This is a genomic window from Parahoeflea alexandrii (assembly GCF_024105735.1).
Classification (GTDB): domain Bacteria; phylum Pseudomonadota; class Alphaproteobacteria; order Rhizobiales; family Rhizobiaceae; genus Hoeflea; species Hoeflea alexandrii.
The window spans coordinates 891,997-915,742 of sequence record NZ_JAAAML010000002.1; the positions used below are offsets into that span (position 1 = coordinate 891,997).

The following is a 23,746-nucleotide window of genomic DNA, read 5'->3' on the forward strand; positions in this document are numbered from 1 at the left end:
CGTTCAGCTGGTCTTGTTCTTGGGCTTGAACAGTGCCCTGAGATTGTCCCAAAGCTCGATCTTGGCGCCCTGGCGCTTCATGATCACACCCTGCTGGAGCACCGACAGCGTGTTGTTCCATGCCCAGTAGATCACCAGACCGGCCGGGAAGGTGGCCAGCATGAAGGTGAAGACCACAGGCATCCAGGTGAAGATCATCGCCTGGGTGGGATCCGGAGGCGTCGGGTTCATCCGCATCTGGATGAACATGGTGATGCCCATGATCAGCGGCCAGATGCCGATCATCAGGAACGTCGGCACATCATAGGGCAGCAGGCCGAACAGGTTGAAGATCGAGGTCGGATCGGGCGCCGACAGGTCCTGGATCCAGCCGAAAAACGGCGCGTGACGCATTTCGATGGTGACGTAAAGCACCTTGTAGAGCGCAAAAAATACCGGGATCTGCAACAGCACCGGCCAGCAGCCGGCCACCGGGTTGATCTTTTCCTTCTTGTAGAGCTCCATCATGCCTTGCTGCAGCGCCATCTTGTCGTCGCCGTGCTTGGCCTTGAGCTCTTCGAGCTTGGGCTGAACCTTTTTCATGTTGGCCATCGACACATAGGACTTGTTGGCCAGCGGGAAGAAGATGAGTTTCACCACAACGGTGGTGGCCAGGATCGCAAGGCCGAAGTTGCCGAACAGCTTGTAGAGGTAGTCGATCAGCCAGAACATCGGCTTGGTTATGAAGTAGAACCAGCCCCAGTCGATCATCAGGTCGAAATTGAGAATATTGTACTGATCCTGGTAGCCTTCGATGATCGGGACCTGCTTGGCGCCTGCGAAGACCAGCGTGGTCGAGGTGGCGCTGCCGCCCGGTGCGATTGCCATTGCATCTGACTTGAAGTCCGACTGGTAGCGGGCGCGCCCGTCGGTGAAGTGGGCAAAACGGGTCTCGAAACCGGAGCCCTGTGGCGGGATCAGCGCTGCCGCCCAGTACTTGTCGGTGATGCCCATCCAGCCCGCAGTTGCCTTGGCGACGCTGATGACCGGGGTGTCTTCGACATCGGAATAGTCGATTTCCTGCAGGCCTTCTTCGCCGACGACGCCGATCAGGCCCTCGTGAAGTACGTAGATGCCCTGGGTCTTGGGCTTGAAGAACCGCGTTACCCGGCCGTAGCCGGCAACCGATGCGGCTTCATCGCCAGTGTTGGTGATCGTGTCTTCGAAGTTGAACAGCGAATGCTCATCGACTGAAATGACACGCGTGAACACCAGGCCTTCGCCATTGTCATAGGTCAGCGTGACCGGCGTGGTCGGCGTCAGGGTCTGTCCTGGAGCGGCGGTCCAGACCGTGTTGGGACCAGGAGCCGGGCCCGACTGCGCATCGGCAATGAAGCCGACTTCGGCAAAATAGCCGTTGGCCATGGCCGCGGGGCTGAACAGCGTGATGATCGGGCTCTCGGGATCAATCGTTTCGCGGTATTCCTTGAGCAGCACGTCGTCGATGCGGGCGCCGGACAGGTTGATCGACCCGGTGATCGACGGTGTGTCGATGCTGATCCGGTCGGTCTGGGCGAGTACATCCTCGCGCGACAGGCCCGCGGCCTGCGTGATCGTTCCGGGAACTGCCGCATCGCTGCCGGGCGCCGAGCCGCTCACCGCGCCGGGAGTGACCGCACCGCCGGTGCCAGCTGCAGGGGCTTGCGCCGCCTGCTCGGCCTGAAGCGCTTCCGCCGCGAGACGTTCGCGTTCGATCTTCGGACTGACATAGAGGAATTGCCAGGCAATCAGGACAAGCACCGACAAGAGAATTGCGACGAAATAATTGCGATTGTTTTCCATCACTCAATCCTGATGTTCAGGCCTAGGCTGCCTGTTGGTCTGGTGTTGTCCGTTACGCCGGGCGGCGCCGGCGTGCGTCTGTTGAGGCCGTTTCTGTCTGTCGGCTTCCTTCACCCGCTCGGTGAGCGCGGTGATCAGTCCGGCAAACGGCGCGCCGAGCGTATCCCTGCGTGCGACCACCACATAGTCATGTCCGGGCTTGAATGGAACCCCTGCCATTTGCCGCACGACTTCTCTGAGGCGTCGACGCATGCGGTTGCGCTCGACCGAATTGCCCTGCTTCTTAGTCACCGTAAAACCGATGCGGGCGGGCTGGTCGGGAGCGCCTCGATCGAGGGTTTCGAGCAGGAAATAGGGGCCGCGCAGGCGTTTTCCCTTCTGCACGGCGAGGAAATCCGGCCGGGTTTTAAGCCGCCCGGGTTTCATGATGGTATCGTCCTGTGCCACGCGATCGTAGTCCTTCGCGGGCCCGTCGCCAGCGCTTAGGCCGACAGACGATTGCGCCCGCGGGCGCGGCGAGCCTGGATGACCTTGCGGCCGCCCTTGGTTGCCATGCGTGCACGGAAACCGTGACGCCGCTTGCGAACAAGCTTGGATGGTTGGTAAGTACGCTTTGGCATTTATTTTAATACCGCGGTGTGCGGCCCTTCTTGGAACATCTTGGTTTGGGTGTTCAGTCCGTCAAAACACGCTCCCGGAAACCGGAAGCTTCCACGGACGAGCGGCTTATAGGCGCGATCGGGGCCAAAAGTCAATGAGCCCTCCGCCGTCGCCGCACGCCAGTACGGCTTGCCGCGCAAGGTCTGAGCGCATTTTCATTGCATCCGAAGCCGCTTCTGGCGGGATGCACTCCGCTCACGTCCGTTCACAAGCCGGTGACATTGCGGCTCAGGTGGTTGCCTCGGCTCGCAACCTGCACCAAGTCCTTGTCAGCAATACCGCGCCGCCTAGAACCTGGGAAGCCGAAACCATGACCCTTGATCGCCGCACTCTTCTCATCGGATCTGCAAGCCTTGCCGCAACAACCGCGTTTGGACCCGTACCCGCACTCGCAGCCATGACCGGTTTCAGACCAAAAGGGCAGGCGGGGGTCGACCATGCGGCCTTTGACGCGCTTCTCAAGGCTTTGGTCAAGCCGGATGCCAGTGGCTACAACCGGGTCGATTATCGCGGCGTAAAGGCCAATCTGGCCTCCCTGCGCGCCTACATTGCCGCTTTGGAGGCGGTCAATCCGGTATCCCTGTCCCGCAACGAGGCCCACGCCTACTGGATCAACCTCTACAACGCCAAGACCCTTGAGATCGTGGCGGAGGCCTATCCGGTGACTTCGATCAAGAAGATCAATCTGGGAGGTTCGTTCCTGTTTGGCTCTGGCCCCTGGAAAGCCAAGGTCATTACAGTCAACGCAACCGAGCTGTCGCTTGACGATGTCGAGCACGAGATCGTCCGTGCCCTTTTCAATGATCCGATGTCCCACTACGGGCTCAACTGCGCTTCCTATTCCTGTCCCAACCTTGCCACCCGCGCCTTCACCGGTGCCAATGTCGATGCGCTTCTGCGCGTCAACGCGGTGGACTATGTCAACCATCCCCGCGGCGTGGCGGTCGACAGCGGACGCATCACGGCCTCGAAGATCTACTCCTGGTATGCGGGTGATTTCGGTGGCAAGGGCCGGCTCAAGGAACACTGGATGTCACTGGCCGAACCGCAGAAGGCGGCACGGATCGCCTCCGCCTCCATTTCAGGTTATGACTACGACTGGAGCATCAACGCGCTTTAGGCCTGATGACGCCGCTCTCACGCTGCCGTGAGATTTAAGCGTTCCGGGCTCACGCGAGTTTGGGAAATGGCGAGGCATTGTCATTGGCGGTGGAGGCCGCAGTCTTCTATTCATGCTTCAGGCAAACCCGACGGCAAGCAAGCAGCCGCAACAAACCTGGAGATCCCGCATGACGTCACAATCCCCGACCGGGCAGATGGACAAGGCCATGGCAGAGACCCCCAAGGCAACGCCGGACACCGCCAAGCCTGCCAGCTGGCGGCGCTACCTGCCGCTGGCGATCATCGTGATGGGCCTTGTGGCCGCCTATGCCGCGGGCGTGCAGGATTACATCTCGCTTGCGGTGCTGGCCGAGCAGCGTGACGCGCTCAAGCAGTTCGTCGCCGATCACCGCATTGCCTCGGCGCTGGGCTATTTCGTGCTTTATGCACTGGCCGTCGCCTTTGCCTTTCCCGCAGCCTCGATCCTGACGATCTTTGCGGGCTTCGTGTTCGGCTGGTTCATTGCCGGCACCCTGACGGTCTTTGCCGCCACCACCGGTGCCGCTGCGATTTTCCTTGCCGCAAGGTCCGCCTTTGGCGATGTCCTGCGAAAGCGCGCAGGTCCCTTTGCCGCCAGGCTCGCCGACGGCTTTTCCAGGGACGCCTTCAGCTATCTGTTGGTGTTGCGCCTTGCCCCGGTGTTTCCATTCTTTGTCATCAACATTGCCCCGGCGTTTTTCGACATCAAGCTGCGCACCTACGTGGCGGCAACCTTCCTCGGCATCATTCCCGGCACCTTCGCCTACACCTGGTTGGGCCAGGGCCTCGACAGCGTCATCGTTGCTGCGGCCGGGCGCGAGATCTCGATTTCGGACCTGGTGACGCCGGAGATCACCATCGCCTTTCTGGGGCTTGCAATCGTCGCGGCAATCCCCACCATAGTCCGCAAGTTTCGCGGGCGCGGCTGACACCGGACGGTTCCACTCCCCGCCAGCGTTCACATCAAATGGAAGACAGCCTATGAGCACCGCTTTGACACCTGACATCTGCATCATCGGCGCAGGCTCCGGCGGGCTCTCGGTCGCTGCCGCCGCCGCGGCTTTCGGCGTCGATGTTGTGCTCGTTGAAAAGGGCAAGATGGGTGGCGATTGCCTCAACTACGGCTGTGTGCCTTCCAAGGCGATGATCGCCGCCGGAAAGCATGCCCACGCCATTGCCGAGGCGCCTGAATTCGGCGTCACCGCGGGCGAGGCCAAGGTCAATTTCCGAAAGGTCCACGATCACATTCATTCGGTCATCGGTGCCATTGCGCCCAATGATTCCGTTGAGCGCTTCCGTGCGATGGGCGTCAACGTGATCGAGGCGGAAGCCCGCTTTGTCGACAAGACGACATTGATGGCCGGCCAGACCGAGATCCGCGCCCGGCGCTATGTCGTCGCTACCGGGTCGTCTGCCTTCGTACCGCCGATTCCGGGCCTTGATACTGTTGAATACCTGACCAATGAAACCCTGTTCGAGCGCACCCGTGCGCCCAAACACCTCATCATCATCGGTGGCGGCCCGATCGGCATGGAAATGGCCCAGGCCCATCGCAGGCTCGGCGCCGAGGTCAGCGTTGTCGAGGGCGCGAGGGCACTGGGCAAGGACGATCCGGAACTGGCGGCGATCGTGCTCGAGAACATACGCGCCGAAGGCGTGACCATCCACGAAGGCTCCAAGGTGACGTCGGTCGAAAAGCGCGGCAAGACCGGCGTCCGCGTCAATTACGAAACGGAATCGGGCGAAGGCTTCGTCGACGGCTCCGACGTGCTGGTTGCCGTTGGCCGCCTCGCCAATGTCGATGGACTGGGTCTGGATGCCGCCGGCGTCGAACATGACCGGCGCGGCATCAAGGTCGGCGCCAATCTCAGATCAAGCAACAAGCGCATCTATGCCATTGGCGACGTCGCGGGCGGCCTGCAGTTCACGCATGTCGCGGGCTATCATGCCGGCCTGGTGGTGCAGCAAATCCTGTTTCGCCTGCCTGCGAAGGAAAAGCGCGACATCATCCCCTGGGCAACCTATACCGACCCCGAGCTGGCCCATGTCGGCTTGACCGAGGAAGAGGCTGCGAAGCGCCACGGCGGCCGGATCTCGATCCTGCGCTGGCCCTATGCAGAGAACGACCGAGCCCAGGCCGAGCGCAGGACAACCGGACTGATCAAGCTGGTGGTCGACCGCAAGGCCCGCATCCTCGGTGTTTCCATCGCCGGTGCCGGCGCAGGCGAGATGATCAACATGTGGGCGCTCGCGATCACCAATTCGATGACGCTCAAGGATGTGCGTGGCTACGTCCCGCCCTATCCGACAATGACGGAGATTGGAAAACGCGCCGCGGTTTCCTATTATACACCCTTGACCCGCAAGCCGTTCGTGCGCTGGCTCGTGCGCTTCTTGAGGCGTTTCGGATGAGGGACACAAAGCAGGGGCCCGGCCATGGCGGACGACGACCAGACGCAAACTGACCCGGTTCCGGCCGGGCAAGTGATGAGGGGAATGAGCCTGTCTTCAAGGCTCCTGTGGCTTACCATCCTGTTCGTGATGATCGCCGAAGTGCTGATTTTTGTGCCGTCGGTTGCCAATACGAGGGTCCGCTGGTTGCAGGATCGGCTCAACACCGCCGCTGCGGCCGCCGTGGTGGTTGACGGCGTCAACGAAATGGATCTGCCGCAATCCATCCAGAACGATGCGCTGATGGCAACCGGCACCAAGGCCATTGTCCTGCACAAGGACGGTGCTGCCCGCATGATCGCCAGCGGTGACATGCCGCCTGTCGTCACTCATCATTATGATCTGTCGGCGGTCACGCCGCTGAGCGCGCTGGCGGATGCCTTCGACACCATCCTGTTTGGCGGCGACCGGGTGATCCGGGTCGAGGGGTTGGTGGCGGACGACCCGGGCATGACCATCGAGCTGGTGCTCGAGGACGCGCAACTGCGCCACGCCATGCTGATTTACGGGCGCAACGTGTTCTTTCTTTCGGTGCTGATTTCGCTCATCACCGCAAGCCTGGTTTTCTTCTCGATCAGCCGCATGCTGATCCGCCCGATCCACCGCGTGACCGAGAACATGAAGGCCTTCGCCAAGGACCCGGAAAATCCGGGCAACATCATCGTCCCGAGCCCGCCGGTCGATGAACTGACCGCCGCCGAGGGCCATCTTGCCGACATGCAGACACGGCTCCAGCAGACGCTCAAGGAGCAGCGCCATCTCGCCGATCTCGGTCTTGCGGTTTCCAAGATCAACCACGACATGCGCAACATCCTCACCTCCGCGCAGCTGATGTCCGACCGTCTGGCGACGGTCGATGATCCGATGGTCAAGCGCTTCGCACCCAAGCTGCTGCGCACCATCGACCGGGCGGTGAGCTATTCCAGCGAGGTGCTGGCCTATGGCAAGGCCCGCGAGGCCAAGCCGCGCCGACGCTTCCTCAATTTCGCAGCCCTTGCCCGCGAGGTCACCGAGATCGTTGCCGAGGAGACCGAGGCCGATATCGACTACGTGGTCGATGTCGATGGAACGCTCGAGATCGAGGCCGACAGCGATCAGCTGTTCCGGGTGATCTACAATCTGGTGCGCAACGCCGTGCAGGCTTTTGCCTCCGACCCATCTGATGATCCGGTGCTTGTCCGGCGTGTGACCCTGTCCGCGCACCGCACCGGGTCGGTGGTGGAGATCCGGGTCAGCGATACCGGGCCGGGGCTTCCGGCACGGGCGCGGGAGAACCTGTTCCAGCCGTTCCGGGGCTCGGCAAGATCCGGCGGCACCGGCCTGGGACTGGCCATCGCCCGGGAACTGGTTTTGGCCCATGGCGGCTCGATCGCCCTTGACGACACCGTTTCGCAGGGAACATCCTTCTGCATCGAACTGCCCGACCAGCCGGTGCCGCTTGACGGGTACCGGGCCCGCGCCTGATTCCGGCGGCATGGACGCTACATCCTGCCGTATGGCCGCAACCCGCCCCGGCGGCAGCCTTCGAAGCTTGGAAAACCATGCGCTTGCCAGCCCGGTTTGGCCAGATGTGCGACAATTGCGGGACAATCGCTTTTTTCGCCAAATCCGCTTGCAATCCCCCGCAGTCCGTTTTAGGAGAACGCCTCGCAGGCGAAAGACACCTGCAGCGCGCGCCCGTAGCTCAGCTGGATAGAGCACCAGACTACGAATCTGGGGGTCAGAGGTTCGAATCCTTTCGGGCGCGCCATTTCTTCCTCTCTGGATCAGCAAGGCGCGTGTTCTCAGCTTATGCTGAAAGCGCATTCTTCATGATGAGTTGCAAACGGGTCGCCACCGAACTGTTGGTGTGAGACGCGGTGGAGAAGCTGGTTCTTGTCAAGCCGTCGTGCCTTCCCTGAGCGAAAACCAGGAAAATCTGACGTGCGGCACTCGCAAACTTTACCGCCAGGGCAAAAGGCAGGCTGACGCAAAGCTAGAGGTGAGACGCCCTACCGGTTCATTGCGATAAGCCAGTCTGCGAAATCCGCGTGGCTTTGCCTGCGTCATTCGACGATGCGCTGTGGCCGATGCTCGGCTGGCTGGCCGGAAGCAGGTCCCCGGCAGGCATTCCGGTTCTCACCGGGCTCGAGCATCTGTCCCGGGCGCCCGACGATCTGAGTCAGCCGTGGCGGAAGTTCAATGCCGGCGGTGACAGGATCGATCTCGTCGCCATCTGCAGCCCGCATGCATTGCTTGCCGAAACCCGGCGGTTCGCGGATCGCCTCGACGCTCAACACTGTCATAATGGTACAAGGGCAATCGTCACCATTGCCCGCAAGACACTTGCCGACATGGCGGCTCAAGGCATTATCGACCGGCTCCCTTGGCTGACTGTGCTACCTGCCTGGTTCAATCAGCGAACGGCGGTTTCCTTCAAGTCGGTCAGTGCCTGAGTATCTTGCTGAAGAAATCCTGGGCCCTGTCTGTCTTCGGATTGTCGAAGATCTCCCGCGGCGTTCCGCTCTCGATGATCTCTCCGCGGTCCATGAAGACGACCTGATTGGCGACTTCCCGGACAAAGGCCATCTCGTGGCTGACAAGGATCATTGTCATTCCCTCTCCAGCAAGCCGCCGGATCGTGTCGAGCACTTCGGTGACGAGTTCAGGGTCCAGAGCGGACGTCACCTCGTCTAGAAGCAGGATCTTTGGCTCGAGGGCAAGCGCCCGGGCGATCGCCACACGCTGTTGCTGGCCGCCGGACAACTGGTCGGGATAAGCGCCATGTTTGTCTCCCAATCCGACGAGGTCGAGAAGTTTCTTTGCCTGGGCCTCGACTTCAGCGACCGGACGCCGCTTGATCTTGATCGGTGCAAACGTGACATTTCCCATTACCGTCATGTTCTGAAACAGGTTGTACTGCTGAAACACGATGGCCATGGTGTCGCGGGCAGCCCGGACCGAGCGTGCGCTGCGATAGTCGATGGTCTGACCTGCGATTTCAATGTTGCCGCCGGTGATCGGTGTCAAACCGACCAGCGCGCGCAGGACGGTTGATTTTCCCGACCCCGAAGGGCCCACGAGCGCGGAAATCTCGCCCTTCTTGACGGACATGCTGATGCCGCGCAGGACTTCAAGGGCGCCGTAGCTTGCGCGAATGTCGTTGACCCCGAGGTGTAGCAAGCCGTTTCTCCAGATGTTGGCCCAAGAGGGTGAGTGGGAAGGATAGAATAAAATAGCAAAGCGCGATCGTGCCGAAAACGAGAACACCCGAATAACCCTGGTTGTTCAACTCCTTGCCGCGGAACGTCAGTTCGAACACGCCGATCTGGCTGACAAGTGCGGTGTCCTTGATGAAAGACACTGCAAAGGCGATCGACGGCGGAACAATGACCGGCCACGCCTGCGGCAGAACGATCATGAAGGTGGTCTGGAAACGCGAAAGGTTCATGGCACGCGCAGCCTCGACCTGGGTCTGAGGCACGGATTCAAGTCCGCCGCGGATGATGTCTGCCGTGTAGGCTATCGCGTAGAGGCAGATGGCGATGACGGCAATCGAAAACAGCGATGCGTTTGGCGTCAGGGCCTGGATGAAGAAAAGCACCAGATAGACGATCACGAGGAACGGTATGCGCCGGAAGAACTCGACATAGGTCACGCAGACAAGTCTGAGCGGCAGCGCCCACAGACCGGGCGTCTGGCGAAGGTAGACCAGAACGAGCGCAAGCCCAAAACCGATCAGGCAGCCGACGACGGTGATGGCCAGCGTCATGTATGCCGCTTCCGCCAGCATCATCACGTTGCTGGCGGTAAAGAAGCGCGGGATCTGTTCGATCAGGCGGTCCATCAGAAGATCCTCGCCTTGACCCGGAAGGCCCAGCGGCCGAGCAGGGCCAGTCCCACGCTGGCGATGAAGGTCAGCACCACATACATCAGCGCGACAACCGTGAAGTATTCGAGCCAGCGGTAATTCACCGAAGACAGGTTGATCGCCTGTCCGGTCAGTTCATCGACGCCGATCAGCGACCCGATGGAAGTTCCCATCACAAGGATCACGATGAAGAAATTGGCCATTGCGGGATAGATGGACTTGGCGATGTGCGGCACCACGATGTACCGCACCTGCTGCACGATCGACAGTCCGAGGACCTGGCCCGCTTCCAGTTCGGTCCGCCGCACCGACAGGAAGCCGGCTCGCATGATCAGGGTCAGGTAGGCACCTGCGTTCAATATCAGTCCGATCAGCAGGCAGGCTTCGCTCGACCAGCGTATCCCGAACTCTGGCAGGCCGTAGTAAAGGAAGTAGATCTGGATGAGGGCCGGCGTGTTGGTCACGGCCACGACATAGACATGGACCGGAAGGCGAAGGATGAACGGGCCGTAGGCGATCAGGGCGGCGCAAAACAGCCCGATCAGCGCGCCCCCCGCAAAGGAAACGGCCCCGAGCTGGAACGTGAGGATCGCCCCGTCGAAAAGTTCGCCAAGGTTTTTCCAGACGACGCCATATTGAAACGTGTAGTTCATGTGCCGATTTCGCCCCGAGGCACCCGCGGCCTGCAGGCCACGGGTGCGAACGCCGGTTTCCTATCAGAAGTAGGGGTTTGGCATGACTGCGCGCAGCATTGGGGCTCCGTAGAACTTCTCCCAGGTCGCGTTCACAGTGCCCTCCGAATGCAGGTTGTAGAGGGCGATGTTGAGGACCTCGGTGAGGTTGTCATTGCCCTGGCTGACGCCGATGGCGCAGTAGGCGACAAAGATCGGATCATCTACAACGCGCCATTTCACGTCAGGGTAGTTCTTGGTGAAGGCCATGTAGAAGTCGATGTTCTCGACGATTGCATCGGCGCGGCCCTGTGCGACCATTCGCACCGTGTCGGCGAGCGTGTCGACAAGCTCAACGTTTGCGGTCGGCATGTTTTCCGCGGTCCAGTCGACCGTCCAGTTACCGCGCATGTTTGCCAGTGTCATTCCGTCCCGGTCGAAGTCCTTCCAGTTGTTGCCCTCGACGTTTTCGGTGGTCAGCACAGCAAGAACTTCGGTGTGCAGCGGAACGGTGTAGTCGATCAGTTTGGCGCGCTCGGTATTTCGGGTCAGGGCGCCAAGCGACATGTCGATGCGGTCCGAGACGAGGAACGGTACCCGCTGCGGAGTTTCTGTCGGCACCCATTCGACTTCCACGCCGATGGCTGCGGCCAGGGCCTTGCCGATCTCGATGTCGAAACCTTCCCATTCGCCCGCGCTGTTGCGCACGCTCATGTTGGGGAAGTTCGGGTTGATGCCGATGCGGATCTTGCCGTCAGCCAGAATGTCATCAAGGCTTCGGGCCTGGACCGTCGTCACCGTTGCAGCGGCAATTGCCAGACCGGCAATGCTAGTGAGCAGAGTTCTTCTGAGCATGTGACATCTTCTCCCATATGAATGCCCGTTTCGGGCCAAGTGGTGTCTTCCTGGCTACGTGCTCCGTAGCAGGCGATTTCGCACTTGTGCGCTAAACGAACATTTGTGCGATAATCTAGCCTCTTGTAGAATCCGGCTCATGTCAATCCTGTTTCTCGGTAATTGTGGAGAGCGTGCCAGATCTACTTTCGTGCCCCGATCCGTGACTGCGTGCACGGTTGCGCGCCTCGGCGGGCAGGGCCTTGTCTTCTCGGGTTGCAGTTGCGCAACGCGCAAGACGGCCTGACCGTCCCGGTTTTACTTTACGGGGCAACTGTCCTTGACGTGCTGCGCCACGGCGTCGTGGGATGCGATCCAGACTGGCCCGCGGGCCCTGGCATGGCGCAGGATTTCCTCCAGGATCCAGATACGTGACCTGTATCCGATCACGAACGGGTGCATCACCAGCTGGCAGAGGCCGCCTTCGTCGAATGCGGCATCGAACTCCCGAATGAAGATGTCTCGAACCTGTTCAGGTGAAGCGTAGGGTCGTGCAGGTGGAGTCCTGTTGAAGGACAGATAGACCGCGTCATCGCGCACCCAATCGACGGGGATCTCGACCACTCCCGAGGCTGTCCCGTCCAGAACCAGCTCGTAGCAGTCCTCGTCCGCCATCATTGAGCTGTCGTAGGCGAACCCCAGTTCGGCAACCAGTCGAATGGTGTTCTCGCTCAGGTCCCAATGGGCTGCTCGATGCCCGGTTGGTCGCTGCCCGGTGATTTGCTCAAGCGTGTCGCGGCTGCGCACCAGCATGGCTTTCTCCGTAGCCGCGTCGAGGGTCGAGGTGTTCTCGTGAATCCAGCCGTGGACACCGACCTCGTGCCCTTCGGCGGCAATGCGGCGCGGCTCATCAGGGTCGATCAAGGCAGCGACGGCAGGAATGAAGAAGCTGGCCGAAGCAGAGTAGTGTGTCAGCAGGTTGAGAATGCGCGGCACGCCGACCCGGCGTCCGAACTCGGCCCACCCAAGTCGGCCGACGGCCTGCCCTCCCGCGCCAAGCTCGGCGGTTTCATGGTCGCAGTCAAAGGACAGGGCGAGCGCACACCGGGCGTTGTCCGGCCAGTGATCGGGCGCCAGTCGGCGCCCCGCGCGCACACGCGAAACGGCTGTTCGCCAGACGCTTTCGGGCCAATCGACAGGTGGCGGCTTGTTCATCCGGAACACTCGCCTGGGGTATGTGTTTGTGACTGGCGCGGGACAAGAGGCAAGAGCGCACCCGACATGCCCAGGCATGCCAGCGGCGGCAGAACCCATTCAGCTTCGGCAAGATCGGCGCCGCGGGTGAGTGCGGCATGAACGGGTACGGACTTCGGCACTCGCCCCATCGGAAGGAGCGGTGTCACTGGCTTTGCCTGATGGCGTGGATATGCGGGTAGAGATTGCGGATCGCGTCTTCGTCGAAGGCCTGTTTGAAAGAGTGACGATCAGGCAGCGCCATTGCGCGGGCTGCTGCAGGGCGCGCATTGATTTCGGTCATGAGCCGCGCGATCGAAGGGTAATCCGCCATGGCATCCTCCCCCATCATGAAAGGGATCCTGCTTGCCCACCCCCACACCGACATGTCCACGATCGAGTAATCCTCGCCCAGCATGTAAGGCGAGAGCTTCAGCCGGTCTTCGATGATTTGCCAGTGTCGTCGCGCCTCATGTGCATATCGCTCGCGCGCATACTCGTTTTCACCCGGCGCGAAATGGCGGAAATGAACCGCTTGTCCCGAATAGGGTCCGATCCCGGAGGCCACGAACATGAGCCATGAAAGAAGTTGCCCCCGGTTTTTCTCAGGCTCACTTGTCAGAAACTGGTCCGCCTTTTCAGCCAGATAGAGCAGGATCGCGTTGCTGTCGAAGATTGCGGTGTCGCCATCGACGATCGCCGGCACCTTGGAGTTCGGGTTGATCGCCCGAAAGCTGTCGCTGTGCTGGTCGCCGCGTTTCGTGTCCACGGGTATGGCCTCGTAGCTCATTCCCGCCTCTTCCAGGAAGAGGGCAATTTTCAGCGGATTTGGGGCCCCGTTGTAGAAGAATTTGATCACGTGGCTCTCCAATCCTGGTCGGTTGCCGGCGCATTTGCATGCCTGTGGCCAATGGTGCGCCTCGATGGCGTTGCGTCAAGCAGAAAAGTGCGCATAATAAACAAAAGTTCGATATGTTGCCTTGTGGCAAGGCAGATTTCAGCGTTGGATGGCGATTGATGAAGGTTTTCTCCATTGGCAAACATCTGTGCGGGTTCTGGAGCGCTGGTGATGTCGCATAGTGACGGCGAAACATGCAGATCGGCGTGATTGTCAATCCGATCGCGGGTATGGGGGGCACCGTTGGACTCAAGGGAACGGATGGTCCCGATGCGGTCGCCGAAGCCTTGCGCCGCGGGGCCGAGGCCCAGTCCGGACCGCGGGCGCGCAGGGCCTTGGCAATTCTTGCAAAACGATGCCCTCGGGCCAGGCTGAGGGTTGCTGCCGGAAGCCTCGGTCAGTGTTGGGCGAGTGACCTCGGACTTGATCTTGACGTTGTGTCCGCAGGCCCGCCAACCGGTACCGCGCGCGACACACGTGAGGCGATTGCGGTGCTGGGTGCGGTGGACATGGTCGTCTTTGCCGGCGGTGACGGGACAGCCCGTGATGTTGCCGGAGCGCTTTCCAGCGGGGCGGGCATGCTCGGAATTCCCTGTGGGGTGAAGATGCATTCGGGTGTCTTCGCAGTGTCTCCGGAGAGCGCGGGGCACATCCTCGCTGATCTTGTCGAAGGCAATGGCAGGGCCGGCTGGACGGATGAGGCGGAAGTCATGGACATTGATGAAGTGGCCTTGCGTGCTGGACGCCTTGCGCCGCGTCTCTATGGTCTCGCGCGGGTTCCGGTGGTGGCAAACCGGATGCAGGCTGCCAAGGGTGGGCCGCGCCGCGATTCGGCGGCGGCTCTTGCCGCTGCCGCACACGAATGTGCACGGGCTTGCGAGCCTGGCGCTCTCTACATCGTTGGCCCCGGCAGCAGCGCCGGAGCTTTCGCAAGGGCTCTCGGTCATGAGCCGACGCTTCTCGGTGTGGATGTGTTCAGAGACGGTGAATGTCTTGTTCAGGACGCGACGGCACCCCGGATTGAATCATTCCTCGATGACCGGCCGGTACGCATTGTGCTTGGAGTGACGGGTCAGCAGGGCTTCTTGCTGGGTAGAGGCAACCAGCAAATCAGCGCTGACGTCATACGCCGCGCAGGACGCGAAGGGCTCAGGGTTCTGGCGACAGAAGACAAGCTCTCCACTCTTTCCGCTGCCGCGTTGTTCGTCGATACAGGCGATCCGGATCTCGATCAGGAGTTGGCCGGGTTCATCCGTGTGCAGACGGACAGGGGCAGATTCATGATGATGCGTGTCGTTGCGAGTTGAAACAATTCGTGCGTTGTGCGAACCTTTGTACGAAAATTGCAGGTGAGGTGAAAATTCCATGACTATCGAACAGCGTGCCCATCCATGGATGGCTCTATCGGCGCCGGGAGCGCTGCAACAGATGCTTGACGAAATCGGGGTTAAGGATGTGGCCGCCGTTTTCGAGCAGATTCCCGCGGACCACTTTCGCAAGGCGCCACTTGATCTGCCTCCCGCGCTGGGCTCGGAAATGGAGCTGAAGCGGGATCTCGTGTCCAAGCTGCGCAAGAACGAGGATTGCGAGACCAATCTGAGCTTTCTCGGCGCGGGCGTTTGGCAGCACCATGTTCCCGCCGTTGTCGATGAGATCGTCGGCCGGACCGAGTTTGCCACAAATGTCTGGGGCTCATACCAGTCCGACCACGGTCGCAACCAGGCCTGGTTCGAATTCTCGAGCCAGCTGGGTGCTTTGCTCAATCTCGATGTCGTGCAGTTGCCGGTCTACTCCTGGGGCTGCGCGATAGGCCACGCCATACGAATGGCCACCAGGCTGACGGGCCGGCGCAAGGTGCTGCTTCCTGTTCTGTCAGACCCTGAGAGGCTCTCTGTGATCAGGACCTACTGTCAGCCCAGCGAAATGGAAAGCCACATCGAGGTGGTGCCCGTCGCGGCCGATCCGACCAGCGGACGATTGTCAATCAGTGACCTGAAATCGAAACTGGGCCCGGATGTTGCCGCTGTCTATTTCGAGAACCCCGCCTATCTGGGAACGATCGAGAACGGTGCCGCCGAGATAGCGCGGCTTGCACGCGAAGCCGGCGCGGAAACGATTGTCGGCGTGGACCCCATAAGCCTCGGTGTGATGATGGCTCCGGGGGACTATGGCGCCGATATCGTCACCGGTCCGGTTCAGCCCCTTGGCGTGCACATGCATTGTGGTGGCGGGGTCGGAGGTTTCATCGCCTCTCGTGACGAAGAGCGCTATGTCCGGGAATACAACGGGTTTCTTGTTTCCATCGCCCCCACGGCCGAACCCGGCCAAGTGGGTTTCGGCCTCGCCGCCTCACACCAGAATTCCTATGGCTCGCGCGAGCATGGCAAGGACTGGACCGGCAATTCCACCTATCTCTGGGCCATCGCCGGTGCGGTCTACATGAGCCTGCTTGGGCCGCAAGGATTCCGCGAGGTCGGGACCCTCATCCTGTCGCGGGCCCGATATGCAGCCCGGTTGTTGAACGAGATCCCGGGCGTGAAGGCAGTCTGGCCCGAGACAGGCTTCAAGGAGTTTGTGGTCAATTTCGATGACACCGGAAAGACGGTTGAAGCCGTCAATGACGCGCTGAGGGCGCGCGGCATCTTTGGTGGAAAGGACATTTCAGGCGAGGGGCACGGTTTGGGGCAGGCGGCGCTTTACTGCGTGACGGAAGTCCACAGCGCCGCCGATATCCGCCGACTTGCCGATGCAGTGAAGGAGATTTGCCAATGAAACTGCCAAACTATCACGCCCCCCGTTGGGATGAACCGGTAGTCATGGAGCTGGGACGCCCCGGCGCCCGCGGGCAGCTGTTTCCCGCGCCCGAGCAGGAAATTGAGGTGGCCGAGATCCCCGCGGCGATGCAGCGCAAGGACAGGCCGGAACTTCCCGAGATCACCGAGTTCGAGGCGCAGCGCCACTACCTCCACCTGTCTCAGATGACGCTCGGCATGATGGGCATCAGCCTGTTTGGCACCTGCACGATGAAGTACAATTCCAAGACAGCAGAAGCGGCAACCTTGCGACCGGAACTGGCCGAGGTTCATCCCTATCAGCACCCGGATACCCTGCAAGGCGTTCTTGAAATCATTCATGATTTCGATGGAATCCTGCAAAACCTCTCGGGAATGGACCAGTTTGTGTTCCAGGCAGGCGGCGGCGCGGACGCAGCCTATACGATGGCGGCACTCGCCCGCGCCTACTGGGCCGACCGGGGCGAGCTTGGGCAACGCACCGAGATGGTGACTTCGATCCAGGCGCATCCGTGCAATCCGGCAACGGCTGCGGCCGCCGGCTTTACCGTGATCAATCTGCCGCTCGAGGAAAACGGCTACCCGTCAATCGAAGCACTGAAGGCTGCGATCGGTCCCAAGACCGCGCTTCTCATGATCAACAATCCCGACGACATGGGCATCTACAATCCGGAGATAAAGGAATGGGTGCGCCTGGCCAAGGAGGCCGGCGCCCTGTGCTTCTACGATCACGCAAACTTCAATGGCGTGATGAGCAAGTTGTCTGCCCGTGAACTCGGTTTCGACGCCTGCATGTTCATGCTCCACAAGACCTTTGGTGCCCCCAAGGGTGGAGGTGGCCCGGCAGTTGGCGCCTTTGGGTGCTCGGATGAACTTGCTCCTTATCTGCCGGCACCGGTTGTGGTGAAGCAGGGCGACACCTACCGCCTCGACAATGACCGTCCGAAATCGCTCGGCAAGATCCGCGAGTTTTGGGGCAATGTCCCCCAGGTCGTGAAGGCCTATGCATGGGCCCGCGCGATGGGCGCCGAGGGGATCGCGATGGCCTCCGATATCTCCGTCGTGGCCAACAACTACATGGACAAGAAGCTCGGTGAGATTGCCGGTATCGAGATATCCAATCCGCACATCCGCAAGCGGCGCATGGAGATGACCCGCTGGTCGCTTGGACCACTGGCTCAGGAGACTGGAATCGGCACCGCCGATTTCGCCAATCGCATGGCCGACTACGGCATCGATCCGTGGTGGATGAGCCATGAGCCCTGGATCGTTGCCGAACCGTTCACGCCGGAAGCCGGGGAATTGTGGTCCAAACAGGACATTGACCAGTGGATCGGTGTCGTCGCCCGTATTGTCCAGGAAGCCCGGGAGACGCCCGAACTGGTCAAGTCGGCTCCTCACAACCAGGCGATCGCCCAGGTTGACGGCAGCGTCTTCGAGGATCCGAAAGCATGGGCAATGACCTGGCGGGCGTGGCAGCGAAAGCGTGCTGGCGACGCGAAGGCGCGCAGCGGTTCAGCCTGAGGCGTGTTGGCGATGCTGGTGCCTTGGTGCTCAGAAAAGCGCTGAAACACCGTTGAGCGGCAATCGCGGTTGGCGGCCGAGAATCATGTCGGCCGTCAGCCTTGCGGTGATCGGACCCGCCGAGAAGCCCACCCAGGGAAACAGCGACAGAAAGAAACCCTTATGGCCTGGCACCTCGCCAATGATTGGTCTCCAGTCTTCCGTTCCATTGACAGTCGCTGTCCAGCTTCGAACCGCCCGGGCCTGCCCGAGCGTGGGCACCAGGTTGGCTGCATTGGTCATGTTGCCGGCAAGATGAGCCGGATTGGTCACCAGCCGTCCGTCGGCAAGGCGGCGGGCATGCCATCCGCCGCCAATCAGGCAGCTGCCGTTGTGGGCCTGCTTGAGCGAAAGTTTGCCCGCTGCGGAATAGACCAGATGCGGAATCAGCGGCGCCACCGGTTCGGTGACCGTGACCTGCAGCGGAACGCCCTGCAGAGCAATTGGGATCCCGAGCATGGCCGCGATGTCGGCGGCCGCTGCACCGGCGGCGTTGACGATCCTGCGCGCCTCGATTGTTCTCTCCCCGGTCCTCACGCGGTATCCTCCGGACGTCGGTTCAAGGCCGAGGATGCGGGTCCGCGTCAGCATGCTCGCGCCCCGGCGTTCTGCAGCCGCCGCAAATGCCGGCGTCGCTTTCAGCGGGTTGGCCTTTCCCTCGATGGGGCAGAACCCGGCACCGATCGCGGTCTCCGCGAGATAGGGCGCGAGTATTCTCAAGCTGTCCCTGTCGAGGATCTCGATGGGAACCCCGAAACTGCGCTCGATCTTGGCCTTTGCCTCGATCTGCCGCATCTGTTCCGGTGTTGTGGCGACGAGCAATCCGCCTCCCAGGCTGACGTCAAGATCCACCCCAAGTTCTGCACCCAGTCCCAGCCACATCTGTTGCGATTCGATCAGAAGCCGGAGTGTGGGGCCATAGGCTCGGGCCCAGTCAGGCCCCAGGCTGACAAATTCGGGGTGCTGGATCTGCACGTGAATCGACCCGGCATTCGCGCCGGATGCCTGGGTGTTGAGATCATCGGCTTCAACCAGTGTCACATCGACACCTTCGGTGGCCAGGTAATAGGCGGTCGCCGCCCCTGCGATACCGCCGCCGATCACGAGAACATCAGTTTTCATATCCAACCTTCAACCCAGCCCGGGCATTCCGGGGACTCATGAGGACCATCCAATGACGACGACTTTTTCCGGCAGCTATACGGTTACGATCACGCCTTTCACGCCGGGTGGAGAAGCGATTGACTATTCGGCTTGGGAGCGCTTTCTCGATTGGCAGGTTGCCTGCGGTGTTCCCGGCATCATCATTCTCGGCACCACTGGCGAATTTCTGACGATCACCGACGAAGAGCGCAGTGCGTTTGTCGAAGCAACCGTCAAACACGTCAACGGCCGTATGAAGGTGCTGGTCGGGACCATGAATGCCTACACTCCGAACGCTGTGCGTTATTCCAAGGAGGCCGAGGCGCTCGGTGCGGATGGACTGATGATTATCCCGCCTTACTATTACACGCCGACCGAAGACGAGATCTTCAACTATTACAAGGCGATATGCGAAGCGCAAAACCTCCCGATCATGCTCTACAACAACCCGTTCACGTCCAACGTCGACATGTCCGCATCGCTTGTTGCCCGGTTGACCAAGGCGTTCAGCCAGATCCGCTATATCAAGGAGGCCAGTCAGGACACCGCGCGCGTCCATGACATCATCGTTGCAAGCGAGGGGGTGATGAATGTCTGGGCGGGACAGCGTGTGCTTGAAAGCTACAAGATGGGCGCCACCGGTTACGTCAACCCCTATGGCAACTACATTCCGAGAGCCTCGGTCAAGTTCGTGGAGTGGGCGGAGCAGGGGCGCTGGGAGGATGTCTGGGCAGTGCAAAGCGTGATCAAGAAATTCGACGCCATCATCACGGAGGGCCATCCGCTCTACGGCCATCAGTGTTACTCGAAGGCGCTGGCTGCGGCAGCGGGTTACCCGGTCGGTGATGTGCGCGCTCCGATCACGACATTCGCCTCGCTTGGCAAGGAAGGCGCTGAACGTGTGGCCAAGATGGTCCCACTCATGGCCGAACTTGAACGTATTGTCGACAGGATCGAGGCTGGCTCGTAGCAGGCAGGCCGCCAGCGGGCGCATTCCGTGGCAGGAACACGGTGCGGAAGGTCCGCGCGAACGAAGCGCGGGCCTCCTCATCGGATATAGGCCGCACCGTTGATGTCGATGGTGCTCCCGGTGAGATGGCGGGCACGCCCATGGGCCAGGTAGACCGCCAGATCCGCGATTTCTTCCGGTGGAACCCATTCCCCCATCGGCAGGGTGGCGGTGACGGCGGCTTCGCCTCCGGTGCGGGCCGCCGACTCTTCAGACATGCGTGTGCGCACAACACCAGGCGCAATCACATAGGCAAGAATTCCGTCGGCTGCGTGATTGCGGGCGACCGTCTTGGTGGCCGCTGCGATTGCAGCCTTTGATGCTGCATAGGCAATTGCGCCGGGATTTGACGATCCGCGCGTGCTTACCCAGCTCCCGATTCCGATGACGGCTCCGCCACAGCCCGCGTCAAGCCACGACTGGACAGCAAAACGCATCAGCCGAGCCGGTGCATGGACGTTGACCGCCATCGCCTCCTGCCAGACCTTGTCCCATTGCTCGATCGGGTCAGCGATGCCGCCGGATTGGCGCATGATGCCTGCATTGTTGACGAGCACGTCGATCTTGCCGGCAATCTCGATTGCCTCGCTCCAGAACCGCTCGACCTGGTGCATGTCACTGAAATCGGCCTGCACGAGGTGGGCCTGATCAGGTTTCGCATCCGCGAGGGCGGATTCCGCACCGGCGCGGTCGCCGCCGTAATGGGCGATGACTTTCGCGCCGGCATCAACCATGGCCCTGGCTGTTGCGGCTCCGATACCCTTCGAGGCACCGGTAACGATCACCGTCTTTCCTTGAAGATTGTGCGACATTGCTAGCTCCTGGTGATGAATGGCTTGCCGCGCATCGCCGGATTGCAGCGCGCATACGGGGCTGGAAGCTGAACTTCCGCGCCCAGCTCCTTGGCGGCGTGCCAGACCCAGCGCGGGTCCCACAGCATTCCGCGAGCCAGAGCCACGGCATCTGCCTGCCCGCTCAAGAGAATGGTTTCCGCCTGAACCGGATCGGTGATCTGTCCGACCGCCAGCGTGGCTGTTTCAGCCTGCCACTTGATCTCGTCGGCAAACCGGACCTGATAGCCGGGGCCGGCAACGATTTCCTGCCGTTGATCAAGTCCCCCTGAACTCACATGGATCATCTCGCATCCGGCTTTCTTGAGCGCCTTGGCAAACTCGACCGATTGCACCAGGTCCCAGCCGCCCTCGATCCAGTCCGTGGCTGACAGCCTCAGGATAACCGGCCGGTCGGCGGGAAAGGCTTGCCGCACCGCATCGAAAACCTCGAGCGGAAACCTCATGCGGTTTTCCAGAGAGCCGCCATAGGCATCCTTGCGGCGGTTGCTGATCGGCGAGAGAAACTGGTGCAACAGATAGCCGTGCGCCGCATGCACCTCGATGAGATCGAAGCCGGCGCGAGCTGCCCTCCGTGTGGCATCCACAAAGGCCGCCTTTATGCGATCAAGGCCGTAGTGATCGATTTCCGAAGGCGGTTCCCAGCCCTCCAGATAGGGCTCGTTCGAAGGAGCGCCTGTTTTCCACCCACCTTCCGCGAGACTGATCTGGCCTGCACCCTCCCAGGGTTTGCGCGTGCTGCCCTTGCGCCCCGCATGGCTGAGTTGAATCCCGATCTTGCTCTCGCCAACCGAGCGGCAGAAATCGATGATCCTGGCAAAGGCTGCTTCCGAGGCATCGGAATAAAGGCCGGTGCAAGCAGGGGTAATACGCCCCTCGGCCTCGACACCGGTGGCTTCAACCAGGATCAACCCTGGCCCGGACTGCGCAAACTGGCCCAGATGGACCAGGTGCCAGTCTGCCGGTACGCCGTCACTGGCCATGTACTGGCACATCGGCGCAACCACAATTCGATTGGCAAGTTCGAGCTTGCCAATGGTGAGCGGTGAAAACAGCAGACTGGACATGAGGTTCCCGGATTTCGAGTTGAATGATCCGCTTCGTGCGGTATAGTAACATTTGTGCGCAAATGAACATGTCGGGCAAGGCCTGACAAGCGAAAAGGAAATTTTTTATGTCCGGTACCGACGTTGCAGCCAGCACCTTTCCCTTCCTCTATTCCCATGGTGGCCTCGACGCGCTGAAGCATTTGCGCGGTCTGGGCTATGACAAGTTTGAGATGATGATTTTTCCTCCCCACTGCTGGCCGCGCGAAATGGATGCCGCAGAGCGGCGTTCCTACAGCGATTGGCTGGAAGGTGAAGGCTGCAGTCTCACCTCGTTCTGCTACCCCCTGCTCGACAACAATCCAAACGGTGTCGACAAGTTGATGCGTGAGTATACGCTTGACCGGTACCGGGAAGCCATCGACCTCGCGGCGGAATGGAAATGTCCTTACCTTGTCGCCATTCCGGGACCGGTCAACAGCCTGATCAATCCGCCGACGAAATGGATGCTGGACTGGTTTGTCGAGGGCATGAAGAAGCTGGTCGACCATGCCAGGGGAACCGGCGTGACCCTGCTTCTTGAGAACGTTCCCTTCACCTTCCTTCCGACCGCAAAGGACATGAAGGAAACCGCCGAGTTGATCGATCCGTCGATCGGGATCAATTTCGATATCTGCAACTCGGTCTTCATCAAGGAAGATCCGGCTGCGGCCATCCATATGCTTGGTGACATGCTCAAGAACGTTCACATATCCGATTCAGGCGCCGAAGAGTTCAAGCACGCGCGACTCGGAACGGGGATTGTCGATCCGGGCCCGTCCTTCAAGGCACTCCAGGAGATCGGCTATCGGGGCGCGACCGTGATGGAGATCATCACCGATGCCCTGGATGCCAATTCCGATCCGGACGAAGATATTCGCGCAAGTCATGCGATCCTTGCCAGCCATGGCTGGAAACCTCTGGGCTGATCAGCCCAGGCCGGATTCCACGGGCACCACGGTGCCCGTGATTCCGCCCGCAGCGTCCGATGCCAACCACAACGCCACCTCGGCCACATCATCCTCGGTCGCAAGGCGGCCGGTTGAGGTCTCTGCGGCGAGAATCGCCAGGGCTTGATCTGGCGAGGGGCCGCCGTTGCTGTGCCGGCTTTCCAGTCGCGCCATCAAGGCATCCGTGGCGATCGGACCCGGAGCTATCGCGTTCACCCGGGTCCCGTCGGCCCCCATGTCGAGCGCAGCGGCGCGCATCACCCCAAGCACGGCATGCTTGGATGTTGTGTAGAGGACCTGTTTTGGATGGGCCTTGTAGCCATTGATGGATGCCATCACGACAGCGCTGCCATGATCCGAGCGGGCCAGCGCTGCGGCAAAGGCGCCAAGAGTGGCCGCAACACCCCATACATTGATGGTCATCACGGTCTGCCACTCGGCTGCGTCAAGCTGGCGCATCCCACGCCAGGGCGGCACCACTCCGGCATTGGCGATTACGATATCAACAGCTCCAACCTCGTCTGCGATCGCTTCAAGCGCCTGACCGCAATCCGGCCGGGAAAGATCGATGTCGAATGTTGTCCAGTCTGATGGCAGCTCGGCCTTTGCCAGCGCCTCCGGCAGATCCAGTATCACGACGGCTGATCCGGCATCGGCCAGCTTGCGGGCTATCGCTCGTCCGAGGCCGCGGCTGCCACCGGTGACCACCGCGGTGCGACCTTTGAGACTGTTGGTGTTTGCCATGTTGCGCGTCCCGCATCCTCATCCTATAGGTGTTTCGTACATTTGTGCGTT

General features: G+C 60.9%; 23 protein-coding genes and 1 tRNA gene. 11 read left to right on the top strand and 13 right to left on the bottom strand.

The features are described from left to right. Positions 1–3: 3 nt before the first annotated feature. Genes yidC through rpmH form a run of 3 tightly spaced genes read right to left on the bottom strand, consistent with a single transcriptional unit; the run spans position 4 to position 2,441 of the window. On the bottom strand, positions 4–1,821 hold the full coding sequence (yidC, locus tag GTW23_RS13860) for a membrane protein insertase YidC (protein ID WP_152010640.1): 1,818 nt from the start codon (positions 1,819–1,821) through the stop codon (positions 4–6). A gap of 3 nt (positions 1,822–1,824) precedes the next feature. Continuing rightward, positions 1,825–2,247 carry a ribonuclease P protein component gene (gene rnpA, locus GTW23_RS13865; RefSeq protein ID WP_152011667.1) on the bottom strand — a complete coding sequence of 141 codons (423 nt, stop codon included), beginning with the start codon at positions 2,245–2,247 and terminating at the stop codon, positions 1,825–1,827. A 56-nt stretch (positions 2,248–2,303) separates the two neighbouring features. Next, positions 2,304–2,441, bottom strand: coding sequence for a 50S ribosomal protein L34 (gene rpmH, locus GTW23_RS13870; RefSeq protein ID WP_007199880.1), 138 nt, complete (start codon positions 2,439–2,441; stop codon positions 2,304–2,306). A 350-nt stretch (positions 2,442–2,791) separates the two neighbouring features. On the opposite strand from rpmH, the gene GTW23_RS13875 reads away from it, so the two are divergent. The 6 genes from GTW23_RS13875 (at position 2,792) to GTW23_RS13900 (ending at position 8,507) form a co-directional block, all read left to right on the top strand. Beyond that, complete coding sequence (locus tag GTW23_RS13875) at positions 2,792–3,601, top strand: DUF547 domain-containing protein (RefSeq protein WP_252916179.1); 810 nt, start codon at positions 2,792–2,794, stop codon at positions 3,599–3,601. A 169-nt stretch (positions 3,602–3,770) separates the two neighbouring features. Beyond that, positions 3,771–4,550, top strand: coding sequence for a TVP38/TMEM64 family protein (locus GTW23_RS13880; protein ID WP_382265970.1), 780 nt, complete (start codon positions 3,771–3,773; stop codon positions 4,548–4,550). A gap of 52 nt (positions 4,551–4,602) precedes the next feature. Next, complete coding sequence (locus GTW23_RS13885) at positions 4,603–6,033, top strand: dihydrolipoyl dehydrogenase family protein (protein ID WP_152010638.1); 1,431 nt, start codon at positions 4,603–4,605, stop codon at positions 6,031–6,033. A 75-nt stretch (positions 6,034–6,108) separates the two neighbouring features. Beyond that, positions 6,109–7,536, top strand: coding sequence for a sensor histidine kinase (locus GTW23_RS13890; RefSeq protein ID WP_244615467.1), 1,428 nt, complete (start codon positions 6,109–6,111; stop codon positions 7,534–7,536). Between the two features lie 209 nt (positions 7,537–7,745). Beyond that, positions 7,746–7,822 (top strand) — tRNA-Arg (locus GTW23_RS13895). A 280-nt stretch (positions 7,823–8,102) separates the two neighbouring features. Then, positions 8,103–8,507, top strand: coding sequence for an aconitase X (locus GTW23_RS13900; protein WP_252916181.1), 405 nt, complete (start codon positions 8,103–8,105; stop codon positions 8,505–8,507). On the opposite strand, the gene GTW23_RS13905 is transcribed toward GTW23_RS13900, so the two are convergent. The 6 genes from GTW23_RS13905 to GTW23_RS13930 form a co-directional block, all read right to left on the bottom strand. Further along, positions 8,497–9,234 carry an amino acid ABC transporter ATP-binding protein gene (locus GTW23_RS13905; protein ID WP_252916182.1) on the bottom strand — a complete coding sequence of 246 codons (738 nt, stop codon included), beginning with the start codon at positions 9,232–9,234 and terminating at the stop codon, positions 8,497–8,499. The genes GTW23_RS13900 and GTW23_RS13905 overlap by 11 nt on opposite strands. Continuing rightward, positions 9,185–9,898 carry an amino acid ABC transporter permease gene (locus GTW23_RS13910; protein ID WP_210385806.1) on the bottom strand — a complete coding sequence of 238 codons (714 nt, stop codon included), beginning with the start codon at positions 9,896–9,898 and terminating at the stop codon, positions 9,185–9,187. The genes GTW23_RS13905 and GTW23_RS13910 overlap by 50 nt, the downstream gene beginning before the upstream one ends. Beyond that, entirely contained in the window at positions 9,898–10,575 is a 678-nt protein-coding gene (locus GTW23_RS13915; RefSeq protein WP_152010635.1) for an amino acid ABC transporter permease, read from the bottom strand. The genes GTW23_RS13910 and GTW23_RS13915 overlap by 1 nt, the downstream gene beginning before the upstream one ends. Positions 10,576–10,638: 63 nt before the next feature. Beyond that, positions 10,639–11,448 (bottom strand): transporter substrate-binding domain-containing protein, encoded by an 810-nt coding sequence (locus tag GTW23_RS13920; protein ID WP_152010634.1) that lies wholly within the window; start codon positions 11,446–11,448, stop codon positions 10,639–10,641. A 297-nt stretch (positions 11,449–11,745) separates the two neighbouring features. Continuing rightward, positions 11,746–12,642 (bottom strand): polysaccharide deacetylase family protein, encoded by an 897-nt coding sequence (locus GTW23_RS13925; RefSeq protein ID WP_152010633.1) that lies wholly within the window; start codon positions 12,640–12,642, stop codon positions 11,746–11,748. Between the two features lie 184 nt (positions 12,643–12,826). Continuing rightward, a complete protein-coding gene (locus tag GTW23_RS13930) occupies positions 12,827–13,519 on the bottom strand; it encodes a glutathione S-transferase family protein (protein WP_252916183.1) in 693 nt (230 codons plus the stop codon). 233 nt (positions 13,520–13,752) lie between these two features. Here GTW23_RS13930 and GTW23_RS13935 point away from each other — a divergent pair, with 233 nt between their 5' ends. Genes GTW23_RS13935 through gcvPB form a run of 3 tightly spaced genes read left to right on the top strand, consistent with a single transcriptional unit; the run spans position 13,753 to position 17,874 of the window. Then, positions 13,753–14,865: an ATP-NAD kinase family protein gene (locus GTW23_RS13935; RefSeq protein ID WP_252916184.1), complete on the top strand. Its 1,113-nt coding sequence runs from the start codon at positions 13,753–13,755 to the stop codon at positions 14,863–14,865. Positions 14,866–14,923: 58 nt separating this feature from the next. Next, on the top strand, positions 14,924–16,330 hold the full coding sequence (gene gcvPA / locus GTW23_RS13940) for an aminomethyl-transferring glycine dehydrogenase subunit GcvPA (RefSeq protein ID WP_252916185.1): 1,407 nt from the start codon (positions 14,924–14,926) through the stop codon (positions 16,328–16,330). After that, positions 16,327–17,874, top strand: coding sequence for an aminomethyl-transferring glycine dehydrogenase subunit GcvPB (gene gcvPB, locus GTW23_RS13945; RefSeq protein WP_252916186.1), 1,548 nt, complete (start codon positions 16,327–16,329; stop codon positions 17,872–17,874). The genes gcvPA and gcvPB overlap by 4 nt, the downstream gene beginning before the upstream one ends. Before the next feature lie 30 nt (positions 17,875–17,904). On the opposite strand, the gene GTW23_RS13950 is transcribed toward gcvPB, so the two are convergent. Further along, a complete protein-coding gene (locus GTW23_RS13950; RefSeq protein WP_252916187.1) occupies positions 17,905–19,035 on the bottom strand; it encodes an NAD(P)/FAD-dependent oxidoreductase in 1,131 nt (376 codons plus the stop codon). A gap of 52 nt (positions 19,036–19,087) precedes the next feature. Between GTW23_RS13950 and GTW23_RS13955 the strand changes: the two genes are divergently transcribed. Further along, positions 19,088–20,026 carry a dihydrodipicolinate synthase family protein gene (locus GTW23_RS13955; RefSeq protein ID WP_252916188.1) on the top strand — a complete coding sequence of 313 codons (939 nt, stop codon included), beginning with the start codon at positions 19,088–19,090 and terminating at the stop codon, positions 20,024–20,026. A gap of 77 nt (positions 20,027–20,103) precedes the next feature. On the opposite strand, the gene GTW23_RS13960 is transcribed toward GTW23_RS13955, so the two are convergent. Further along, positions 20,104–20,877 (bottom strand): SDR family NAD(P)-dependent oxidoreductase, encoded by a 774-nt coding sequence (locus tag GTW23_RS13960; protein ID WP_252916189.1) that lies wholly within the window; start codon positions 20,875–20,877, stop codon positions 20,104–20,106. Between the two features lie 2 nt (positions 20,878–20,879). Further along, complete coding sequence (locus GTW23_RS13965) at positions 20,880–21,983, bottom strand: NADH:flavin oxidoreductase/NADH oxidase (protein ID WP_252916190.1); 1,104 nt, start codon at positions 21,981–21,983, stop codon at positions 20,880–20,882. A gap of 107 nt (positions 21,984–22,090) precedes the next feature. On the opposite strand from GTW23_RS13965, the gene GTW23_RS13970 reads away from it, so the two are divergent. Further along, positions 22,091–22,930, top strand: a complete 840-nt coding sequence (locus tag GTW23_RS13970) for a sugar phosphate isomerase/epimerase family protein (protein ID WP_152010625.1) — start codon at positions 22,091–22,093, stop codon at positions 22,928–22,930. Here the strand turns inward: GTW23_RS13970 and GTW23_RS13975 are convergent, their stop codons facing one another. Then, positions 22,931–23,695 carry an SDR family NAD(P)-dependent oxidoreductase gene (locus GTW23_RS13975; protein WP_252916191.1) on the bottom strand — a complete coding sequence of 255 codons (765 nt, stop codon included), beginning with the start codon at positions 23,693–23,695 and terminating at the stop codon, positions 22,931–22,933. Between the last annotated feature and the right edge of the window lie 51 nt (positions 23,696–23,746).